This window comes from Flavobacterium hauense, from assembly GCF_054457175.1.
The window spans coordinates 123,769-141,166 of the sequence record NZ_JBTKVX010000001.1; the positions used below are offsets into that span (position 1 = coordinate 123,769).

At 40.9% G+C, this 17,398-nt stretch carries 21 protein-coding genes; 8 read left to right on the forward strand and 13 right to left on the reverse strand.

What is annotated here, in order from left to right:
• The first annotated feature begins 57 nt into the window (after window positions 1-57).
• Window positions 58-549 carry a hypothetical protein gene (locus ACX0HA_RS00515; protein ID WP_458843303.1) on the forward strand — a complete coding sequence of 164 codons (492 nt, stop codon included), beginning with the start codon at window positions 58-60 and terminating at the stop codon, window positions 547-549.
• Between the two features lie 139 nt (window positions 550-688).
• Here the strand turns inward: ACX0HA_RS00515 and ACX0HA_RS00520 are convergent, their stop codons facing one another.
• The 11 genes from ACX0HA_RS00520 to ACX0HA_RS00570 form a co-directional block, all read right to left on the reverse strand.
• Window positions 689-928 carry a hypothetical protein gene (locus ACX0HA_RS00520; protein WP_458843304.1) on the reverse strand — a complete coding sequence of 80 codons (240 nt, stop codon included), beginning with the start codon at window positions 926-928 and terminating at the stop codon, window positions 689-691.
• A 7-nt stretch (window positions 929-935) separates the two neighbouring features.
• Window positions 936-1,154 (reverse strand): hypothetical protein, encoded by a 219-nt coding sequence (locus tag ACX0HA_RS00525; protein WP_458843305.1) that lies wholly within the window; start codon window positions 1,152-1,154, stop codon window positions 936-938.
• Between the two features lie 134 nt (window positions 1,155-1,288).
• Window positions 1,289-2,290 (reverse strand): glycosyltransferase family protein, encoded by a 1,002-nt coding sequence (locus ACX0HA_RS00530; protein ID WP_458843306.1) that lies wholly within the window; start codon window positions 2,288-2,290, stop codon window positions 1,289-1,291.
• Window positions 2,291-2,320: 30 nt separating this feature from the next.
• Entirely contained in the window at window positions 2,321-3,685 is a 1,365-nt protein-coding gene (locus ACX0HA_RS00535) for a GH1 family beta-glucosidase (RefSeq protein WP_458843307.1), read from the reverse strand.
• 233 nt (window positions 3,686-3,918) lie between these two features.
• Window positions 3,919-4,752, reverse strand: a complete 834-nt coding sequence (locus tag ACX0HA_RS00540) for a hypothetical protein (RefSeq protein ID WP_458843308.1) — start codon at window positions 4,750-4,752, stop codon at window positions 3,919-3,921.
• Window positions 4,753-4,823: 71 nt separating this feature from the next.
• Window positions 4,824-5,108 carry a hypothetical protein gene (locus ACX0HA_RS00545; protein ID WP_458843309.1) on the reverse strand — a complete coding sequence of 95 codons (285 nt, stop codon included), beginning with the start codon at window positions 5,106-5,108 and terminating at the stop codon, window positions 4,824-4,826.
• 214 nt (window positions 5,109-5,322) lie between these two features.
• Window positions 5,323-5,622: a hypothetical protein gene (locus tag ACX0HA_RS00550; protein WP_458843310.1), complete on the reverse strand. Its 300-nt coding sequence runs from the start codon at window positions 5,620-5,622 to the stop codon at window positions 5,323-5,325.
• 149 nt (window positions 5,623-5,771) lie between these two features.
• On the reverse strand, window positions 5,772-6,380 hold the full coding sequence (locus ACX0HA_RS00555) for an alpha-ketoglutarate-dependent dioxygenase AlkB family protein (RefSeq protein WP_458843311.1): 609 nt from the start codon (window positions 6,378-6,380) through the stop codon (window positions 5,772-5,774).
• Window positions 6,367-6,618: an Ada metal-binding domain-containing protein gene (locus tag ACX0HA_RS00560; protein WP_458843312.1), complete on the reverse strand. Its 252-nt coding sequence runs from the start codon at window positions 6,616-6,618 to the stop codon at window positions 6,367-6,369. The genes ACX0HA_RS00555 and ACX0HA_RS00560 overlap by 14 nt, the downstream gene beginning before the upstream one ends.
• Window positions 6,615-7,328, reverse strand: a complete 714-nt coding sequence (locus ACX0HA_RS00565; RefSeq protein ID WP_458843427.1) for a 2OG-Fe(II) oxygenase — start codon at window positions 7,326-7,328, stop codon at window positions 6,615-6,617. The genes ACX0HA_RS00560 and ACX0HA_RS00565 overlap by 4 nt, the downstream gene beginning before the upstream one ends.
• A 2-nt stretch (window positions 7,329-7,330) precedes the next feature.
• A complete protein-coding gene (locus ACX0HA_RS00570; protein ID WP_458843313.1) occupies window positions 7,331-8,170 on the reverse strand; it encodes a bifunctional helix-turn-helix domain-containing protein/methylated-DNA--[protein]-cysteine S-methyltransferase in 840 nt (279 codons plus the stop codon).
• A gap of 152 nt (window positions 8,171-8,322) precedes the next feature.
• On the opposite strand from ACX0HA_RS00570, the gene ACX0HA_RS00575 reads away from it, so the two are divergent.
• From ACX0HA_RS00575 to ACX0HA_RS00605, 7 genes are all read left to right on the forward strand, one after another.
• On the forward strand, window positions 8,323-8,625 hold the full coding sequence (locus ACX0HA_RS00575; protein WP_458843314.1) for a hypothetical protein: 303 nt from the start codon (window positions 8,323-8,325) through the stop codon (window positions 8,623-8,625).
• Window positions 8,626-8,954: 329 nt separating this feature from the next.
• On the forward strand, window positions 8,955-9,239 hold the full coding sequence (locus tag ACX0HA_RS00580) for a DUF493 family protein (protein ID WP_169521315.1): 285 nt from the start codon (window positions 8,955-8,957) through the stop codon (window positions 9,237-9,239).
• 15 nt (window positions 9,240-9,254) lie between these two features.
• Window positions 9,255-9,965, forward strand: coding sequence for a DUF4290 domain-containing protein (locus ACX0HA_RS00585; protein ID WP_458843315.1), 711 nt, complete (start codon window positions 9,255-9,257; stop codon window positions 9,963-9,965).
• A 15-nt stretch (window positions 9,966-9,980) separates the two neighbouring features.
• Complete coding sequence (murA, locus tag ACX0HA_RS00590) at window positions 9,981-11,291, forward strand: UDP-N-acetylglucosamine 1-carboxyvinyltransferase (protein ID WP_458843316.1); 1,311 nt, start codon at window positions 9,981-9,983, stop codon at window positions 11,289-11,291.
• An 81-nt stretch (window positions 11,292-11,372) separates the two neighbouring features.
• Window positions 11,373-11,855: a hypothetical protein gene (locus tag ACX0HA_RS00595; protein ID WP_458843317.1), complete on the forward strand. Its 483-nt coding sequence runs from the start codon at window positions 11,373-11,375 to the stop codon at window positions 11,853-11,855.
• Between the two features lie 3 nt (window positions 11,856-11,858).
• Complete coding sequence (locus ACX0HA_RS00600; RefSeq protein WP_458843318.1) at window positions 11,859-12,275, forward strand: hypothetical protein; 417 nt, start codon at window positions 11,859-11,861, stop codon at window positions 12,273-12,275.
• A gap of 30 nt (window positions 12,276-12,305) precedes the next feature.
• Entirely contained in the window at window positions 12,306-12,884 is a 579-nt protein-coding gene (locus ACX0HA_RS00605) for an SIMPL domain-containing protein (protein WP_458843319.1), read from the forward strand.
• Between the two features lie 239 nt (window positions 12,885-13,123).
• On the opposite strand, the gene ACX0HA_RS00610 is transcribed toward ACX0HA_RS00605, so the two are convergent.
• Window positions 13,124-14,776 carry a S41 family peptidase gene (locus tag ACX0HA_RS00610; protein WP_458843320.1) on the reverse strand — a complete coding sequence of 551 codons (1,653 nt, stop codon included), beginning with the start codon at window positions 14,774-14,776 and terminating at the stop codon, window positions 13,124-13,126.
• A 4-nt stretch (window positions 14,777-14,780) separates the two neighbouring features.
• Window positions 14,781-17,258 (reverse strand): DUF5686 and carboxypeptidase regulatory-like domain-containing protein, encoded by a 2,478-nt coding sequence (locus ACX0HA_RS00615; protein WP_458843321.1) that lies wholly within the window; start codon window positions 17,256-17,258, stop codon window positions 14,781-14,783.
• Between the last annotated feature and the right edge of the window lie 140 nt (window positions 17,259-17,398).

Genomic DNA, 17,398 nt, shown 5'->3' on the forward strand with positions numbered 1-17,398 from the left:
TTTAAGTCACCTTCCTATATACTCAAAACAGCAGTTTAATCTAAAAAACTACACGCTATGAAAAAATTACTTTTATCATTGCTGTTTAGCCTGCCTGCATTGGCTCAGGACGGTTTCAGGAACGAAAACGGAAATTTAATATGGGAACATGCGTTCCCTGCTACCAGTAATGTTACTGCTACGGTAGATAATCAGCCCGATTTAAAAGTTGAAGCCATGCTGAATGGTGTACAGACAGGATCGGCAGAAAAAATAAAGAATACCTGTTCTGATGGCAGTCCTGCTATGAGGAATGACTGCAAATTTAATTTTAAGGTGCGAAACGAGAACGGCAATTATATTGTTACCGTAACCGACATTAAGATTATTGAAGTCATGGGGCCAATGCAGGCAAGGACAATTGTAAACCGATGCGAAAAATACCTCGTTGATGCAGCCCTGAAAGTAAAGAAGGACTCACGTTCGCAAAAAGATATTAATTGCCTGGATAGTTTCCTTACGGGTGTTTTCAGCGGAACAATGGCTAATGTGGCCATGACAGCAAACTAAAGTTTAGTAACAATATAGCCTGCGGGATTTCAAAACCTTGCAGGTTTTTTTAGCTCACAGCTCCAAGGCACTGAAACCTTGTAAATACAAAAAAGCCACCCGGTTTCCCGGATGGCTCTACCAATAAAGTAGTATATTCTTAAGAGGCTGCCAGCTGCGTTACAACGATCTGGCTCTTTTTTACTTCGTTTTCAGTATCTTCAAGTACCGGAATACCGAGTATTTCAAGAGAGCGGAATATCATAATATTGTTCTCTTCGGCATATTCAGCTGCAAGGGTCTCGTAGTCTGACGGATGCAATACTATGGTGTCATTGTCGGTAAGGTCATTATCTATGATGTATTCCTGTACCGTGTCGTAGCTTATGGCAATTCTCATTTGTGTCTTAGTTAAATTTTATTTCAAGGACATCTATCTCGCCCTCGCTGATTTCGTTATTGTCGTCAGGTATTATATTGATGCCTGATATGCAAAGTGCCTTAGCTTTTCCGTTTGTCACCAGCTTGTCAAAATTTGACGGGTGAAGCATCAGCATTACATTTTCTGATAAGGCATTGGTAAGGATAAAATTTTTAATCGTGGCAAGGTCAATGTTCTTTTTCATAGCGAATAGTTTTAGGTGGTTAGTGATGCAAAGATGAACCATAAAGCTTTAAAGTTTTGGTAAAATAAAGCCAATAAAACATTAATTCTTTTTAAGAAAAATACTAACCTGTTATGCCACAGTTAAGTAAAATGTTAAACCAGTTTTGTCTTCATGTGCCTTACAATCACCCTGTCTACTATTCTTTGCGTCATGTCGGGATAATTCACAGGAATCACATCGCCATTTTCAATCCATTCCTTTATAATCGGGTCATATTTAGGCTTCAGGCTTTTTATCACCGGTACTCCCATCTCTTTAAGGGCTGCGGCATTAAGTTGCTGTTCGTACTGGTTTTTCATTGGGATCACCAGTAATTTCTTGCCCAGGTATAATGCCTCAGCCGGAGTTTCGAAACCTGCCCCGCAAAGCACTCCGGCAGATGCTGCCATGCTTGCAGTAAAGAGCTGGTTGTTTATCGGCTGAATGATAATATTGCCTTTTACGATCTCTTTCTTATTGTGCTTGGAGAACACGTCCCATTTCACATCCTTGAATTGCGATAAGGTTTTTAAAAGTGTCTTGTCGTCATAAGCTGGAAGGTATACCGTGTAGTGTCCACCATTTGTTATTTCGTGGTCGCGCACCTGCTGCCTTATTACCGGGGTGAATATAGACTCATTATCTCCGTTAAAGTGAAAGCCATACCTGTAATCGGTTGGAGCGTAGTGTTTCAGGATAAGTCTTCCTGTCCTGTCTTTGTCTTCGGGCTGTGGGTAGCGTTTGTCTAAAACCGCTGCCTGGTGGCTAAGGCCTATACAGGGTTTGTTCTTTAAGTTACAGGCCCATGCCGAAACCGGTTCGAAATCGTTGATCACAAGATCATATTTTTCTACAGGCAGGTCTTTTATGCTGCGCACAAGCTTGCGCGTATTGGTTTTGGCAAAGGTTTTCCAGATGTCTACTCCACCTTTTTTTCCGAAAATGAAACTAAGCCCCCTTAGTTCATATTTTACAGGAAAGGGCAGTTTCAGGTCACCCTGTATGCCACTTACAAGTATATCTACTTCTCCGTGTTTCTGCAGGCAGGGAATAATGTCTATGGCTCGGCTCAGGTGGCCGTTTCCGGTACCTTGTACGGCATAAAGTATTTTCATAGCAATATAATAATTGTGAGGCAGGCAGGCTTATTTTTCATTGGCTAAAAAGCGGCTGTACCAGTGCCCCGATTGTTTTATGGTTCTTTTTTGTGTGTCAAAATCTATATGGATAAGGCCAAAGCGGGCATGGTAGCCCTCTGCCCATTCAAAGTTGTCGGTAAGGCTCCATACAAAATAACCGTCAACTTTAGCACCTTGCCTTTTGGCTTTCAGTAATTCGTTCAGGTGATTCTGGATATATTGTGTACGTTCCTTATCGTTCACTTCTCCGTTCACTACAGTGTCAGGAAAAGCGGCACCATTCTCGGTGATTATAATTTTCCTGATGTTTTCATATTTGCTGAAACGCTCAAGCAGATGGCCTATGGATGGAGGATAGACCTCCCATTTCATTTCGGTAATAAGTGGGACTTTACGTTTTTGGGCAGTTACTAATGCCGCACCTATGTAGGGCGTAAGCATAGAGGAGCGCACTACCTCACGGGTATAACATTGCAGGCCTATAAAGTCAAAATCAAAGGCCATGTTTTCCCTGTCTCCGGGCTGCATGTATTTGTTGAGCTTGTTGAGTACGGGCAGGTCGGCCTGAGGATAACCCAATCCGAGTATGGGTTCTATAAAGGTGCGGTTCAGCATCGTGTCTACACGTTGGGCTGCCGCTATGTCTTTTTTCTTATCGCTTGCAGGTTCTATATAGGTACAGGAAAACGTTGTGCCTATGTTGGCTTCAGGCAGGATGTTGCGCAGGGTTCTTCCTCCGGCTGCGGTAGCAAGGGTTACATGGTGTACAGCTTTGGCAAAATTGGTGATACCTCGTCGTCCCGGTGCGTGTATGCCCAGAAAATAACCGGCTCCGGTAAATACTGATGGTTCGTTCATCACCATCCAGTTTTGAACCCTGTCGCCAAAAGTACGTGCGCAAAGGTCAACGAATTCGGTAAACCAGTCTATGCTTTCGCGGTTCGTCCATCCGCCTTTCAGTTCGAGGGCGTGGGGCAGGTCCCAATGGTATAGCGTAACCCAGGGTTCTATGCCACATTCCAGCAGATGGTCAATAAGGCGGTTATAATAGTCCATTCCGGCCTGGTTAACGGTGCCTGTGCCATCGGGCAAAAGCCTCGACCAGCTGATGGAAAACCTGAAATTAGGGATGTTAAGTTGACGGATGAGGTGTATATCCGTATGGTAGCTGCTGTAAAAATCACAGGCTGTCATGGCATGGTGGCCGCTTTTTATCCGGCCTTTTTTGGCGGTAAAAACATCCCAGATGGAAAGGCCTTTGCCATCGGCATCGTGTGAACCTTCTATCTGGAAGGCCGCAGTTGACACGCCCCACAGGAAATCGTCTCCAAAATGGGATTTGTCAGGGGTAAAATCGTCATTCATGTTCATTCAAAAAGCAAGTGTATCAAATTGTTCTCTGAAAGAATATTAATGAATGAAAGTTGACTGCATCGCTTTTAGGAAAAGCCACTCCCTGAAGGAAATCAAATATTTGAAAAGAAAGAATTTCATATCCTGAATTTTATGTAAAATACGGATACTGAGATGAATGTATGGTTATGTTGAGGTTAATAAAACATTAATTATCAGCGCTATATGCTTTTAAAATATATTTTTAAAGCCTAGGCTCTCCTGAAGTAACCTTCAAAGTGAGCCGGTTCTGTAGTAATGTCTGCATCGCCATAACGATTGAGGAAATTATGAAATTGATCTTTATTTTGTTGCTTATCTGTGTCATAATCCAGAATGAAAGTTGAACAGCTGATGGTAATGTTTACAGTAACATCAGAATTATTTTGACATCTAATTCCTGATAAGTCATTATTCAGTTTTATAGAAAATTGTTTAATGGTAGGTTGATAGGTAATGCTATTTTCAATTTTCGAAATATCTACGCTGTAGGTAAATACCATCATGTCATTATCGTTATCATTCTGTCTGAAACGATCGTATTTTAAAGGTTTAAAAGAACGGGCTATTTTGCCAAGGTGCTCACAAAACTTAGTCAGTTCAGAATCTTCTTTTGCATTGAAGCCTTTTATGATGCTGAAAATTTTCCCTGTTACATCAATACCTTTTGTAGTTAGGGATAAGGAAGTGCTTACGGTTTCTGTTAAACGCAGTAAAGGAAAATATTGTAATCCTATCCAGGCTGATTTGTCTGTTTTTACATAATTTTTTTGCCTTACCGCTGCATCTGCTGCAAGATTTAGTACTGCGAGACTCTTCTTTGCAATAACTCTCAGATTCTCCATTTTTTCTTTTACGGCATTATCTTCAACGATCTCATGTATGCCTATAAAGCCTACATTGTTAAAATCTTTAAAAGATGGCAGAGGTTGAGGTGCCGGAGGTGCGGGAGCCGGAGGATGAATTATTTTTAAGTTTTGATTAGTAGTTTCAGAAGTATTCATGCTGTCCTCAAACACCTGTATAGCTTTGGTAAGATTTTCCATTTGATAAGATTTATAGTATCAAATGTAGCTGCTCAGGTTTAGGTAAAATCAGGTAAAAATACCTGTTTTGTCTACCAAACGATCATCTTCATAAAGTAATCAACATCATTGGTACAGCGTTCCTCATCCATGTTGACACCTATAAGCGTGTAAGGTTCATCTTCGTGGCTGCCCTCAATTTCAAAACTTGTACTTGCCTGATATGTTTCTAAAAATGCTTTTATGTCAATATCCTTACAGTCAGCCTTGGGCAAAAGAACAAAATAGTCTATAACGGTATTTTCTCCCTTAAAGGTTGCTTTGCCTTCAAAACTTTTGAGCTCTTCAAAAACGTCTTTTGCGTCAAGGTATTTCATGGTTTCTTTTTTTGGTTGTAAATTTTTGGTTCTTCTTATTGCTAATGTGGCACATATATAAACTAAAATTCCCCAAGCCCTGAGGGTTGAGGATATAATACGATGTTTAGTTAAAGTGAGCCATGTCCGGGTAAGGTGTGTTGGTAAAGCTAATTTACCAAAATTTACCTGATTATCAATATAATATAATGTTAATGCAGGCCAAGACGGGGGCTTAGTCAATAAAACGCTCCAGAATGCTGTATTCATTGCTTAGTTCAATGTAATAGCATCCCTGAGGAATTTCCACATCAAGATCGGAGATCTGGTTCTCGCTGTAACCACGTTGTTTGAGTTCTGACTCTGTGTGCAGCAATACCGGCTCGTCTCCAACATAATAAAGGTTGTCGCTGGACTTATTTATTTCAGATACCGGCCCTGAAATCCCGTAGTCCATAGAATTGTATAACAATTCTTTCTCAAGCTCTTCGTCAGACAACTTGCTGAGCCAGAGTTTTAGGTCTTTTAGCTTCATAGTTGTTTAATAAATTAATAGATTTTTGAGGCATTGGTGGCTGGGGGCGGCCTTAACTCTTTGTTAGCAAAGAATTAACGTGATAAATATATATAATATTTGTAATCCGTTAAGGAAATTAGTCGGAATATTTTATTGCCTGTGGGGTACTATATATTTTCAACGATTGTCCTGAAGGTTAAATTTATACGCGGATGCTTTATTTTAGTGGACTGAGGTAATCTGTGCAGCCAGTGGGTCTGTGTTTCTCCTTTCATGACCAAAAGGCTTCCACTGTCTAAAACTGTATCTATTTTCTCACCCCGCGTCTTATGCCTGAAACTGAATTTTCTTACAGCTCCAAAGCTTAAAGAACCGATGACGGTATTTTTGCCTAAACTTTTTTCATCATCGCTGTGCCATGCCATGCCTTCTCCGCCATCGTGGTACAGGTTTAAAAGGCAGGAATTGAATTTTGTTCCGCAGGTTTTTTCTGTAATTTCTTTTAGTTCGAGCAGGGCTTTTGTCCAGGGGAGGGCAGTCTTGGTAGTACGCGAGTATGTATAGTCATAACTTTCATCGCCATACCATGCAACTTTGCGTTTGGTCACTATCCTTTTGCCATAAATAATGGCTTCGTCATGCTGCCAGGGAATCTCATTCAGCAGGATGTCATAATAACGTTTTGCTTCACTCTCGCTAAGCACGTGCCCATAGTAAATTACCTCGCCATCGTAGGGGAGTAGGTTGGTTTCTGAGTTGGTGTTAAATAAGTCCATTGTCCTGTTTCCAAATTTTGTAATCCTGCTTCATGTAATGTCCGCAGGGGCGGTAGCCAAAGTATTTTGCTTCGTGTGCTGATGTAAAGAATACACGGTTCTCTTTTAGCATCCGTTTGCCTGATGAGCAGTTCAGCTGCCCAAAAATCTTCAGCTTTTTATTACCGCCAAGGGTAAGTACACCTGCTTTAATCAGCGCCCTCAGCTCTGTTGCCGAAAGTTGGGAGTGCTCAATCATGTTATTGCATCATGGAATATGATACCCATAGCCATTCTTTTACCGCTGTGCACTTCACTTACGCCATGCCTCATCGCTGCACGGTAATAGCCTTTACTGCCTTTTGCAGGCCTGAAGTTTGTGGTAAAGATAAGCATATCGCCTTTATTAGGCTTCAGTACTATGGCTTTGGATTGTGCCCTTGGTACCTGTTCTGTGAGTACGAATTCGCCGCCCGTATAGTCTTCTCCGGGCTGGCTTAGCATAACCACAGCCTGCATAGGGAAGTATACATCGCCATAAATATCCTGATGCAGGGTATTGAATCCGCCCGGGCCATATTTCAGTATCAGTACGGTAGATTTCAGTTGGTTGTTCGTGCGGCATTGTTCATGCAGCTGTTCCAGTTCTTTTGGGAAAACAGTGTTTATGTTCAATGCTTTCATCCATGTATTGGCAACAGCCGAGAGAAAAGGGTAAATGTTTTTTCGTACAGAGGCGATAGCATCGGGTAGGGGGTAGTTAAAGTACTTATACTCACCCAGCCCGAAACGATGCCTTTCCATGACCACGGTTTTTCGGTATAGTGACGGATTGTCGTATAGTTCGGAAAGTGTATCACATTCGCCACAGGTAAAGAATCCTGGGATTATCGCATAGCCTCGTTCATTAAGGCTTTCGGCAATACTGCTCCATTGCAGGGTTGCTGTCTTTTGAGAAATGCTGTCCATGATTATACCTCCGCTTTTGCCGATTCCCATCCTATCATTGCGGCTTTTCGGCTGCTGCCCCAGTGATAATTGCCCATAATTCCCGTGGATTGTATTACCCTGTGGCACGGAATAATAAAAGCCACCGGATTATCGCCTACTGCCGAACCGACTGCCCTTGATGCTTTTGGCGAATTTACAAGCTGCGCAATACTTCCGTAAGTAATAAGATTACCCATAGGGATGTTGAGCAATGCTTCCCAAACCTTAAGCTGGAAGGTCGTGCCCTTCAGATGGAGTTTTATGGCATCGGCCGAAGTTCCGTTGGTAAAAGCATTGAGTGCTTCTGTCTGAAAGCTATCAGTAGATTCGATATAATCTGCATTGGGGAATTTCTTTTTCAACACATCCAGCGCGTCACTTTCATCATCGGCAAATGCCAGATGGCAAATACCTTTTGGAGTTGATGCCGCCAGTATGGTGCCGAAAGGTGTTACTGAAAAACTATAGCTGATGCTGAGGTTTTCGCCACCGTTCTTGTATTCGCCCGGAGTCATGCCCTCTATGGTCACGAAAAGATCGTGCAGCCTGCCTGTACCAGACAATCCCGTTTGTAATGCTGCATCAAAAAGGGTAGAGGAGGTATCTGCAAGGAGTTTCTTGGCATGCTCAATGCTTAAGTATTGCAGGAATTTTTTAGGGCTGACGCCCGCCCAGTCGGTAAACAGCTTCTGGAAATGAAACGGACTCAGGTGTACTCTTCCTGCCACCTCGTCGAGATTGGGCTGGTCTTTAAAATTATCTTTAAGATAACCTATCGCCTGTTTTATTCTTTCAAAATTTATAGTATTTTGCTCTTTCATGATTAAATGCCTTATGATTTCAATACAAAGGTATTTGCTGCTGCTGCCATGGGCAACCCGAATCTTGCCAACTTTGGGCAGTTAAGGCATCAATAAATATACATAATGTTGCGTTATGTAATGATATATGTACCGATAAGCGTTTTTTAGAAATGAGAAAAATAGATAGTAAGCATATTGCTTTTCATGCGCTTGTGGCGCTGTATTTTATATGGATGGTGGTATTCAGCATACTTATGGGAATGGCGCTGGCTAATGCCTATGGAGGCCGTGATGCCACACTTGCCTATCTTTTTACCAAATGGATATTCCTGAACCTTATAATGGGGTCTGTGCTCTACATTGTCATCAGGCTGTTCAGGAACAGGACGTTGCTTGATAAGATCATACTTGGGTCATTTATATTCATTGCCCTAGCATCGATAATTGTCGTGGTACTGATTGGCACTACCTAAAAAAAAACGAAACCCCGCTGCATGAAGACAGCGGGGTTTCAAAATAACCAATTCATAACCTAAACCTATATTCTATAGACGCAGGAAAATGAAAAGGTTGCGTGAGATCTTGATTTTTTTTCTTAAACTGTCCCATTTGGTTTTTACATTTCAGATTTTTCCATACTTTAGATAAAAATAACAGCGACAAGTGCTGTAAAATGCGGTATTGGCAATGGCCGAATACCGATGACTCAAAAAAATTATGAATGCCGTAATAAAGCGCCTGCAGCCTAATTTTTTATAAATACTTGCTGCGTAATGCGTATATTTGCGTTTATTTTATTAGAATGGATAAGAAAAGCGAAGAATTTTATGCAAGGCTAAAACAGGAACTTACCGATTCTACCCTGTGGCCTTCGGAATATTTATTTAAATTTATTGTGCCATCGCTACCTGCGAATGTTGAAAAGGTTGAAAAATCGTTTGACAACATGGGTGCAGTTATAGAAACTACACAATCTAAAACCGGAAAATATACCGCCGTTTCGGTAAACGTGAGAATGGTAAGTGCACAGTCGGTAATAGACAAATATATTGAGCTTTCGGAGATCGAAGGTATCATATCATTATAAAGACCTCAAAACAAAATGACGCGACATAATCCGGCAGAAGCAGTAAACCATCTTGAATACAATGCTGAAAGGCCACACCTGATCATACCTGAATATGGCAGGCATCTGCAAAAGCTTATAGAGCAGGCAGTAGAGCTTGAAGACAGGAATGAACGTAATAAAGCGGCCAAATATATCATCTCCGTAATGGGCAGCCTTAATCCGCACCTAAGGGATGTACCCGATTTTCAGCACAAGCTATGGGATCAGATATTTATAATGTCTGACTTTAAACTGGATGTTGATTCGCCATACCCAATACCTTCAAAAGAATTACTGGAGCAAAAGCCTGACAGGCTGGAGTATCCGCAAAACTTCCCAAAATATCGTTTTTATGGCAATAACATCAAATACATGATCGATGTTGCCAACAAATGGGAAGACGGCGAAATGAAGAACGCACTTATCATGGTTATTGCTAACCACATGAAAAAGTCGTTTCTGAGCTGGAACAAGGATACTGTTAAAGACGATGTTATTTTTGAGCACCTTTATGAACTGTCCGGCGGAACAATAAACCTTCAGGCTACCGAGGAAGAGCTTTCCAACTCTACGGACCTGATGAGGATAAACAAAAAGCTGAGCAACAAGACTCAATTTAGCAATCCAAAGCAAAAAGGGCAGCACAAGATCAGCAACGGGAAAAACAACCAGAATAACCAAAACAAAAACAACCGAAAAACATAATTCTATTTTCACTGCATGGGAACATTTAAAATTGAAGGAGGCGCGCCGCTAAAAGGTGAGATTACGCCTCAGGGAGCTAAAAACGAGGCATTGCAGGTGCTATGCACCGTATTGCTTACGCCCGAAAAAGTAACCATTAACAACATTCCGGATATTATTGACGTAAATAAGCTTATTGCCTTATTGCGCAATCTGGGGGTTAAGATAGAAAAACTGGCTCATGGGTCGTACTCTTTCCAGGCCGATGAGGTAAACCTTGCTTATCTTGAGAGCGAGGCATTTAAAAAAGAGGGAGCTTCATTAAGAGGTTCTATTATGATCGTTGGCCCGCTATTGGCCCGTTTCGGTAAAGGGTATATCCCTAAGCCGGGTGGTGACAAGATTGGCCGAAGAAGGCTTGATACCCACTTTGAAGGGTTCATCAACCTTGGAGCAACCTTCCGTTACAACAAAGAAGACCATTTTTATGGCGTTGAGGCTACAAAGCTAAAAGGTGCTTACATGCTTCTTGATGAGGCATCGGTAACCGGTACGGCAAACATTGTTATGGCTGCGGTACTTGCTGAGGGCAAAACAAGCATATACAATGCGGCTTGCGAACCGTACCTGCAACAGCTTTGCAAAATGCTGAACAGCATGGGCGCAAAAATTACTGGAGTTGGCTCTAACCTTCTTGAAATTGAAGGTGTTGAGAAACTTGGTGGCTGCGAACACCGTATCCTTCCGGATATGATCGAGATAGGTAGCTGGATTGGCCTTGCGGCGATGACAAAAAGTGAGATCACGATCAAGAATGTAAGCTGGGATAACCTTGGGGTGATACCGGGTACTTTCAGAAAACTGGGTATTACGCTTGAGCGCAGGGGAGATGATATCTATATTCCTGCTCACACAGATGGTTACGAGATACAAAACTATATAGACGGTTCTATCCTTACGATTGCCGATGCTCCATGGCCGGGCTTTACGCCGGATCTATTGAGTATCATCCTTGTTGTGGCAACACAGGCAAGAGGTGAGGTACTTATCCACCAAAAAATGTTCGAAAGCCGTTTGTTCTTTACTGACAGGCTTATCGACATGGGTGCCAAGATCATCCTTTGCGATCCGCACAGGGCTACTGTTATAGGCCTTGACTTTAAGTCGACCCTAAAAGGTATCCTAATGTCATCTCCTGATATCCGTGCCGGTATATCGCTGCTTATCGCTGCGCTTTCGGCTAAGGGTACCAGTACTATTCAGAATAGCGACCAGATTGACCGTGGTTATGAAAGGATTGACGAAAGGCTTCGTGCAATCGGTGCTAAAATTGAAAGATTCGACTAATCAATTAGTCAGATTATAATACTTTGAAAGGCTGCTATGTGCAGCCTTTTTTTGTGTAAATTTGTAAGAGAACCTGCATTTATGAATAACATTATTTTTACAGAAACCCAGCGTTTTGAATTTTGGCATGTACTGATACTTGCTGCAGTAACAGCACTAATCTTTTATTGTATAAAACGATTCAAACCCAAACAGGGCAGCCCTCTTAATTCTACAATCGGTAAAGTTGTGCTTTACATCTGTGCAGCTATACCGGTGCCTGTCCTCATATTATTTTTAGTGATGTCACTGAATACTAAAATTGACAGTAGCGGAATAAACGTGAAATTTTCGCCTTTTGACAGGGAATGGAAAACCTATAAATGGGAAACCATTAGGAACTGTGATGTAAGAACCTATAATGCGATGCATGATTATGGCGGGTGGGGCATGCGCAACGGTGCTTATAATGTTTCGGGAGATAAAGGACTTTTCATAAGGTTTACCAATGGCAAACACTTTTTAATAGGGACACAAAAACCTGAGGAAATGGAAAAAGTAGTACAACAACTAAATAAACGATAAAAATTGGATAATCAATCTACAGCTTACAGTGCATACGAGGAATATGAAAAAATAAGGAAAGAGGCAAAAAGGAAAATGAGGAAGAAAGCCATACTAATAACCAGTATTGCTGTCGGCATTGTGCTACTTGGACTTCCTCTCCTTGTTTTTGGTTTAAGTTCAGTCATGAAGGGGTCGGATGCTTATAAAGCAGCAACCCACTATATTTCGCAAAACGAGATGATCCTGGCGCACAGTGGCGGCATAGAAGAATTTGGTTCTTTTCCTACCTTCGAAATTACTACAGAAAACGGCTATGGCACTGCTGATTTTGACATTAGCGTAAAAGGGAAAAAGCGTGATCTTGATGTATCTGTACATCTTGAAAAAGTACAGGACGGTGAGTGGAAAGTAACTGAGATGGAAATTGAGAACCAGTAATAAAGTAATTAAACTATTAACCACCATACTATGAAAAAGCTATTGTTTACACTAATGCTATTTGCAACGATGCATGGTAATGCACAAGTCGCGAATGATAAAGAAGTGCCGTACATTGAAGTAACAGGTACAGCCGAAAAAGAAGTTGTGCCCGATATTATTTACATAAGCATCACGCTGTCTGATAAGATTGAAGGGAAGTCGACTTATACTTTAGATGATCAGGAGCAAAAACTTAAACAGGCTTTAAAAAACCTGAATATAGATTTGTCTAATCTTAGCCTTAGCGGTGCTAACAGTGATGTTATCATGAAAAGACAGAAAGAGAAAGGTATTGCACAACGCAAAGACTATATGCTAAAGGTTAGTACTGCAGCTCAGGTTAACCAGGTGTTTGAGGCACTTTACAATAATAATATTAAAGAGGCATCAATAGCAAGGGTAGACCATTCTCAAATTACTGCCCTGCGTAAAGAAGTGCGCATAAGTGCTATTAAGGCTGCAAAAGAAAAAGCTGTATACCTTTTAGAGGCAATTGGCGAGCAGCCGGCTAAGCCATTAATCATCAGAGAAGAGAACTATTCCATGCCTTATGCAGCAGCAATGTAGCTGTAGGTGGTGGTATTACAGCAGAAGCTGAAGATAACACTGATTTTCAAAAGATAAAAATCAAATTTTCGTACTACGTCAAGTATGGCATAAAATGAAAAGGCGTTATCTCAAAAGTGTCATTCTGAACGTAATGAAATGTAGTGAAGAATCTAAATGTTTGATTAATATTAGATTCTTCCTTCGTCAGAATGATAAAAATACCTTATAAATCACTTTTGAGACAGTCCCTTGAGGTTTTATTGGTTTGCTATTTCAATAGCTTTATCAAGCTCTTCGTCTTTACCCGCCTGAATACCCGCAATGGTGGGATATACCTGAATATCAGGAATAATTCCAATGCGCTGTGTTTCCCGCCAGTCCGGATAAAATACGCCTAAACCGGATATGCGTGTCAGGTAGCCTCCTACAAAAGGAAAGTCTGATACATCGCCATCTGCTCCGGCAGTAGCACTGCCTACTTTAACGGCTTTGTCAGAGTTACTCAGGATCATTGTGGTATACTCACCCTGACTTTGAGTAGATTCATTAATAAGCAGGATAATCTTACCCTGATAGATATTTTTTTTATTCGTGCTGCCACCAATAGTAAAATCCTTATCAATCGGTTTGTATTTTCCGGGATAATCAAGGTCGGGGTATATAAGCTTTGCATATTCTTTCTTTTCGGGCAGAATGTAATGTGCTATGCCTCCACCTGTACTTTTCGGATATTTTCTGAGGTCAAAAATGATGGATTTACAGTCATTTAGATCGGAAAACATATTCTTGATATCTTTATATTCAAGTATTCCCATATCTACATAACCTATAGCTCCATCTAATTTTTTATATGCTGTTTGTGCTAATGGTGTTTTCTTTGAAAAATCATCCGTTTTGTAGCGAATTATGGTTTTTTCAGAAACAATGCCGGCTCTTTCAAATTTTATGATAACCGGTTCATTATTATGTCCCTGAAATAACCTAGAAGCAGTGGCATTCCTTCTTTTTCCGGCTTCAGATGATGCGGGTATGTAGGGTTTCTTCTCATTGAATAATTCTTCAATCGATTTGTTATTAAAGTGCGTAATGGCATCGCCAATTCTTATGTCGTCTTTTACACAGAATTTTTCATCGAACAGCCTAACTACTACAGCCTTATTGTCAATAATTTTTGTTGCAAAAGGGACCCAGTAATCACCCAACATGTTGCTTATCACGTTTGATTTTAAAAATGCATGACTGTCGTCAATTTTAGCGACCGTTTTAAGCATTGCTAAATGATATTCTTCGGCATTTACTGCATTTATATATTCTGGGATCATTTCTGTAAGTACGTTATTCCATTTTTGATCCGTCTGATATTTATAAGGAAAAAAATATTCAATGATATTCCAGTAACGGAACAAACTAAGTAATCTATACTCACGGGCAGGGTACTCAAAGTTTGTGTACTCTGGTTCATTTTGCACTTTAATCTGTAAATTAGGTTCAGATGCTGCATAATGTTTGATGCCTAACAGTCTGTTGGCTTCAATATATCTCAGTTTGGCAGTTAATTCCGGAGTAAAAACAGCACTGTTTTCCATCCAGCCCATATCAAAGTTTTTGTCAAAAGAATCTTTTTTGCTTTTTTGAGAGCATTTTTTGCATACCGGTACACTACCTAAACCGTCTATCCAATTAAGATATACTTTACTCAGTTCCTGAGCGGTATTTACCTGCTCTACAACCGGGAGTAGTTCGATAAGCTTATCGTCCCAGTTGTATTTGCCTGCCGCCACCTGCGGATGGTAATACTTAAGGAAACCCCAGATGCGAGCTGTAGCTTCCAGTTTTTGGGTGTCACTAAGCGATTGCGCACCTGCCGCCTGTAATAGCAGCAGGGCAATCAAACTCATTATTTTCTTCATAGAGCTAGTTTAAAACATCTAAGAATTTAAGACCAAACATTACACCATCAGTAGCAAAACCGCTGCCTTGGTAAGCACGTACGTAATCGATACGCAGCATCCTGAAATCGCCCCAGCCTATGTTATCAAATCCGGCTGTAAACTCCTGGTAAGGTTTGGTATTAGGTGTCGCGGCTGTGTGGTAGCCTACAACAAGATTCCATTGCAGGTAATTAAGCACGGGTATCTTGTTCATGATATAGCCTTTGAAGTTGTGTTCAATATGTGATTCAAAATAGGCATCGTTAGTATACAGGCTGTAATATGGCATCAGGTTGAAGCTGCTTACATTAGCATTGCCTGAGTTAACATGGGTTTCATTGGCATTAAAGTGTTTGTAATCGGTAAAGGCAATACCCTCTGCATTAAAGAATTTACCTCCTTTTACACTGATGGACAAATCTCCTTTATTACCCAGGGTTTTCTGGTAATAAGCACCCGCTGCAACAAAGTCATATTCATATTCTTTATTACTTCCTGCAAAGGCTTTTTCATATTTAATTGCCAATGACGGATACTCGCCATAGTTCATGGCTCTCTTCTCTCCACCGGGGTATACTTTGTATTTCAGCCCAAAGTTAAAGTTGGCAGTTATGCCTGCTTTATATAGCGTATGCTTTTCAAACGGTGCCGAAGAATAATTAAGCGGCTCCAGCGGGTTATTCGACGTATAGCTATGGTCGTCATCTTTAATAAATACCCAGTCGGCATTATTATATAGCGGCCTCCTGCGCAGGTATTCTACACTTCCTGTAGCACTAATGCCGTCAATAATTTTGTTTGAATATGCTATTTTAGCGAAAGTTTTATCGTACAGTTTCATGTAGTTTCGCTCAAAGAACAGCGTACTTACTGCATTGATGAATGGCGAAATATTAGTTGGGTTAAACTGCTCTGCGGTGTTACCTCCCGTTAGGTAGAAGTTATAAGCACTCAGCGCTCCGTTTACCCTCAATCGGTCTTCGGCAATACCATATTCGGTTTTAAGACCGGCATAAAGCCTTTTCTTTTTAAAGTCGTATTTCTCCTCAGGATTCAGTGCAAAGCTCGCATTTACTTTGGTATCAAGTACCCAGCCCTGCACTGTATTGTAGGATGGCAGATGTATCAGGCCGTCATAATAAAAATGGGTGTCTTTTGAATTTTTATAGCTGTAGCCTGCAATAGGATCAAACCAATGAAATTTATTATGTTTCCTGTTGATTGAATCCTTGTAGGTTTCTGATTCGTGAAGCGTTTGTATGCTGTCTTTTTTTACATAATCAACTACTTCTTCATTAGTAAGCGGAATCGGTCTTATGTTGTTCCAGTATACCGAGTCTTTTTTGTTCGCTTCGTCTTCGATAACAATTATTTCTTTACCAAAAGTTTTCTTTGCGAACTTATCGTGAAAAATATAGTTATTATAGACGTGGGTAAATGTACCGCTAAACTTGATGCCGAAACCTCCTGCATCAATATCAAATACCTGAGAGTTCTTAGCCCAAATGCCGTTTTGGCTGTTGTAGGTGTAGTTTTGCTTCAGGTTCATGTTGTTCAGGAATGGCGTCTGCATTCTGTAGCCTTTCATGTCAAAGTCGGTAGCATATATGGCCCAGCTGTTGTCTACAATATAAATGTATCCTTCAACAACCGCTTCTTTGTCACGGCGCGGTATAACCTTGATCTTGTTGATCTGGTTATTGTTCTCGTCAAAGAAAGTACCTTCAAGCTTATACTTATAGTAGCTTAACGCACCGCCGGCTATAGGCGATATTACCTGAACTTCGTCCATGTCTACATAATTGTCGTAGAAGTTATAGTAGGTATTCATGGCTGTGTTGTAGCTGAAACCATTATCGTTACCGCTCACTTTAGAAGCGATAATGCGCTCCTTAAGTTTGTCAGGCTGCTCAAAAGTGATGTGCGATACAGTCTCAGAGAGGTATAGTATGCCGCTTCCGGTAGAGTCTACCATTCCGTCGGGCATTTCTATTTTTTGACCCAGGATCTTTTTAGGAAGATTCTTTACCCTAAAGATACCTTTAGAGTAGAAATCCGACTCAAAACGGCCTGTTTTGGCAGAGTTCTCTTTTCTGTGGGCAATTGCTTCCCTGATCACTGCATAAGCAGGGTCTTCAGAATTGGATATCACTACCTCTTTAAGCTGGTAGTTCTCATCGGCCAAAACCACATTCAACACATGAGGCAGTGATTTTACGTCTGCTACAAGCTTTTGTGTTTTGTAGCCTATGGATTGGAAGATAACGGTATATTTCCCCAGAGTTTTTACATTCAGTTCATACTGGCCTTCTTCGTTGGCTGTAGTACCATTATAGGTGTTTTCGATGGTGATGCTCACGAAAGGCACGCTTTCGCCATTTGTGGAAGTAATTTTTCCTTTTATCTGTGCATTAGCGGCTACGCCAAGCAAAAGGAAACATGCTGTCAATAATTTGTACATTGGTTTAATGGTTATAGTTAGGCAATGGTAATAAAAGCAAGACGCTTTTAGTCTTACAATGGTTGTATCATAGGCATAAAAAAGTTTTTCTTATCCATTATTAACGACTTTGTTTCCGTTTTCTTACAGGCGGCGGAAAT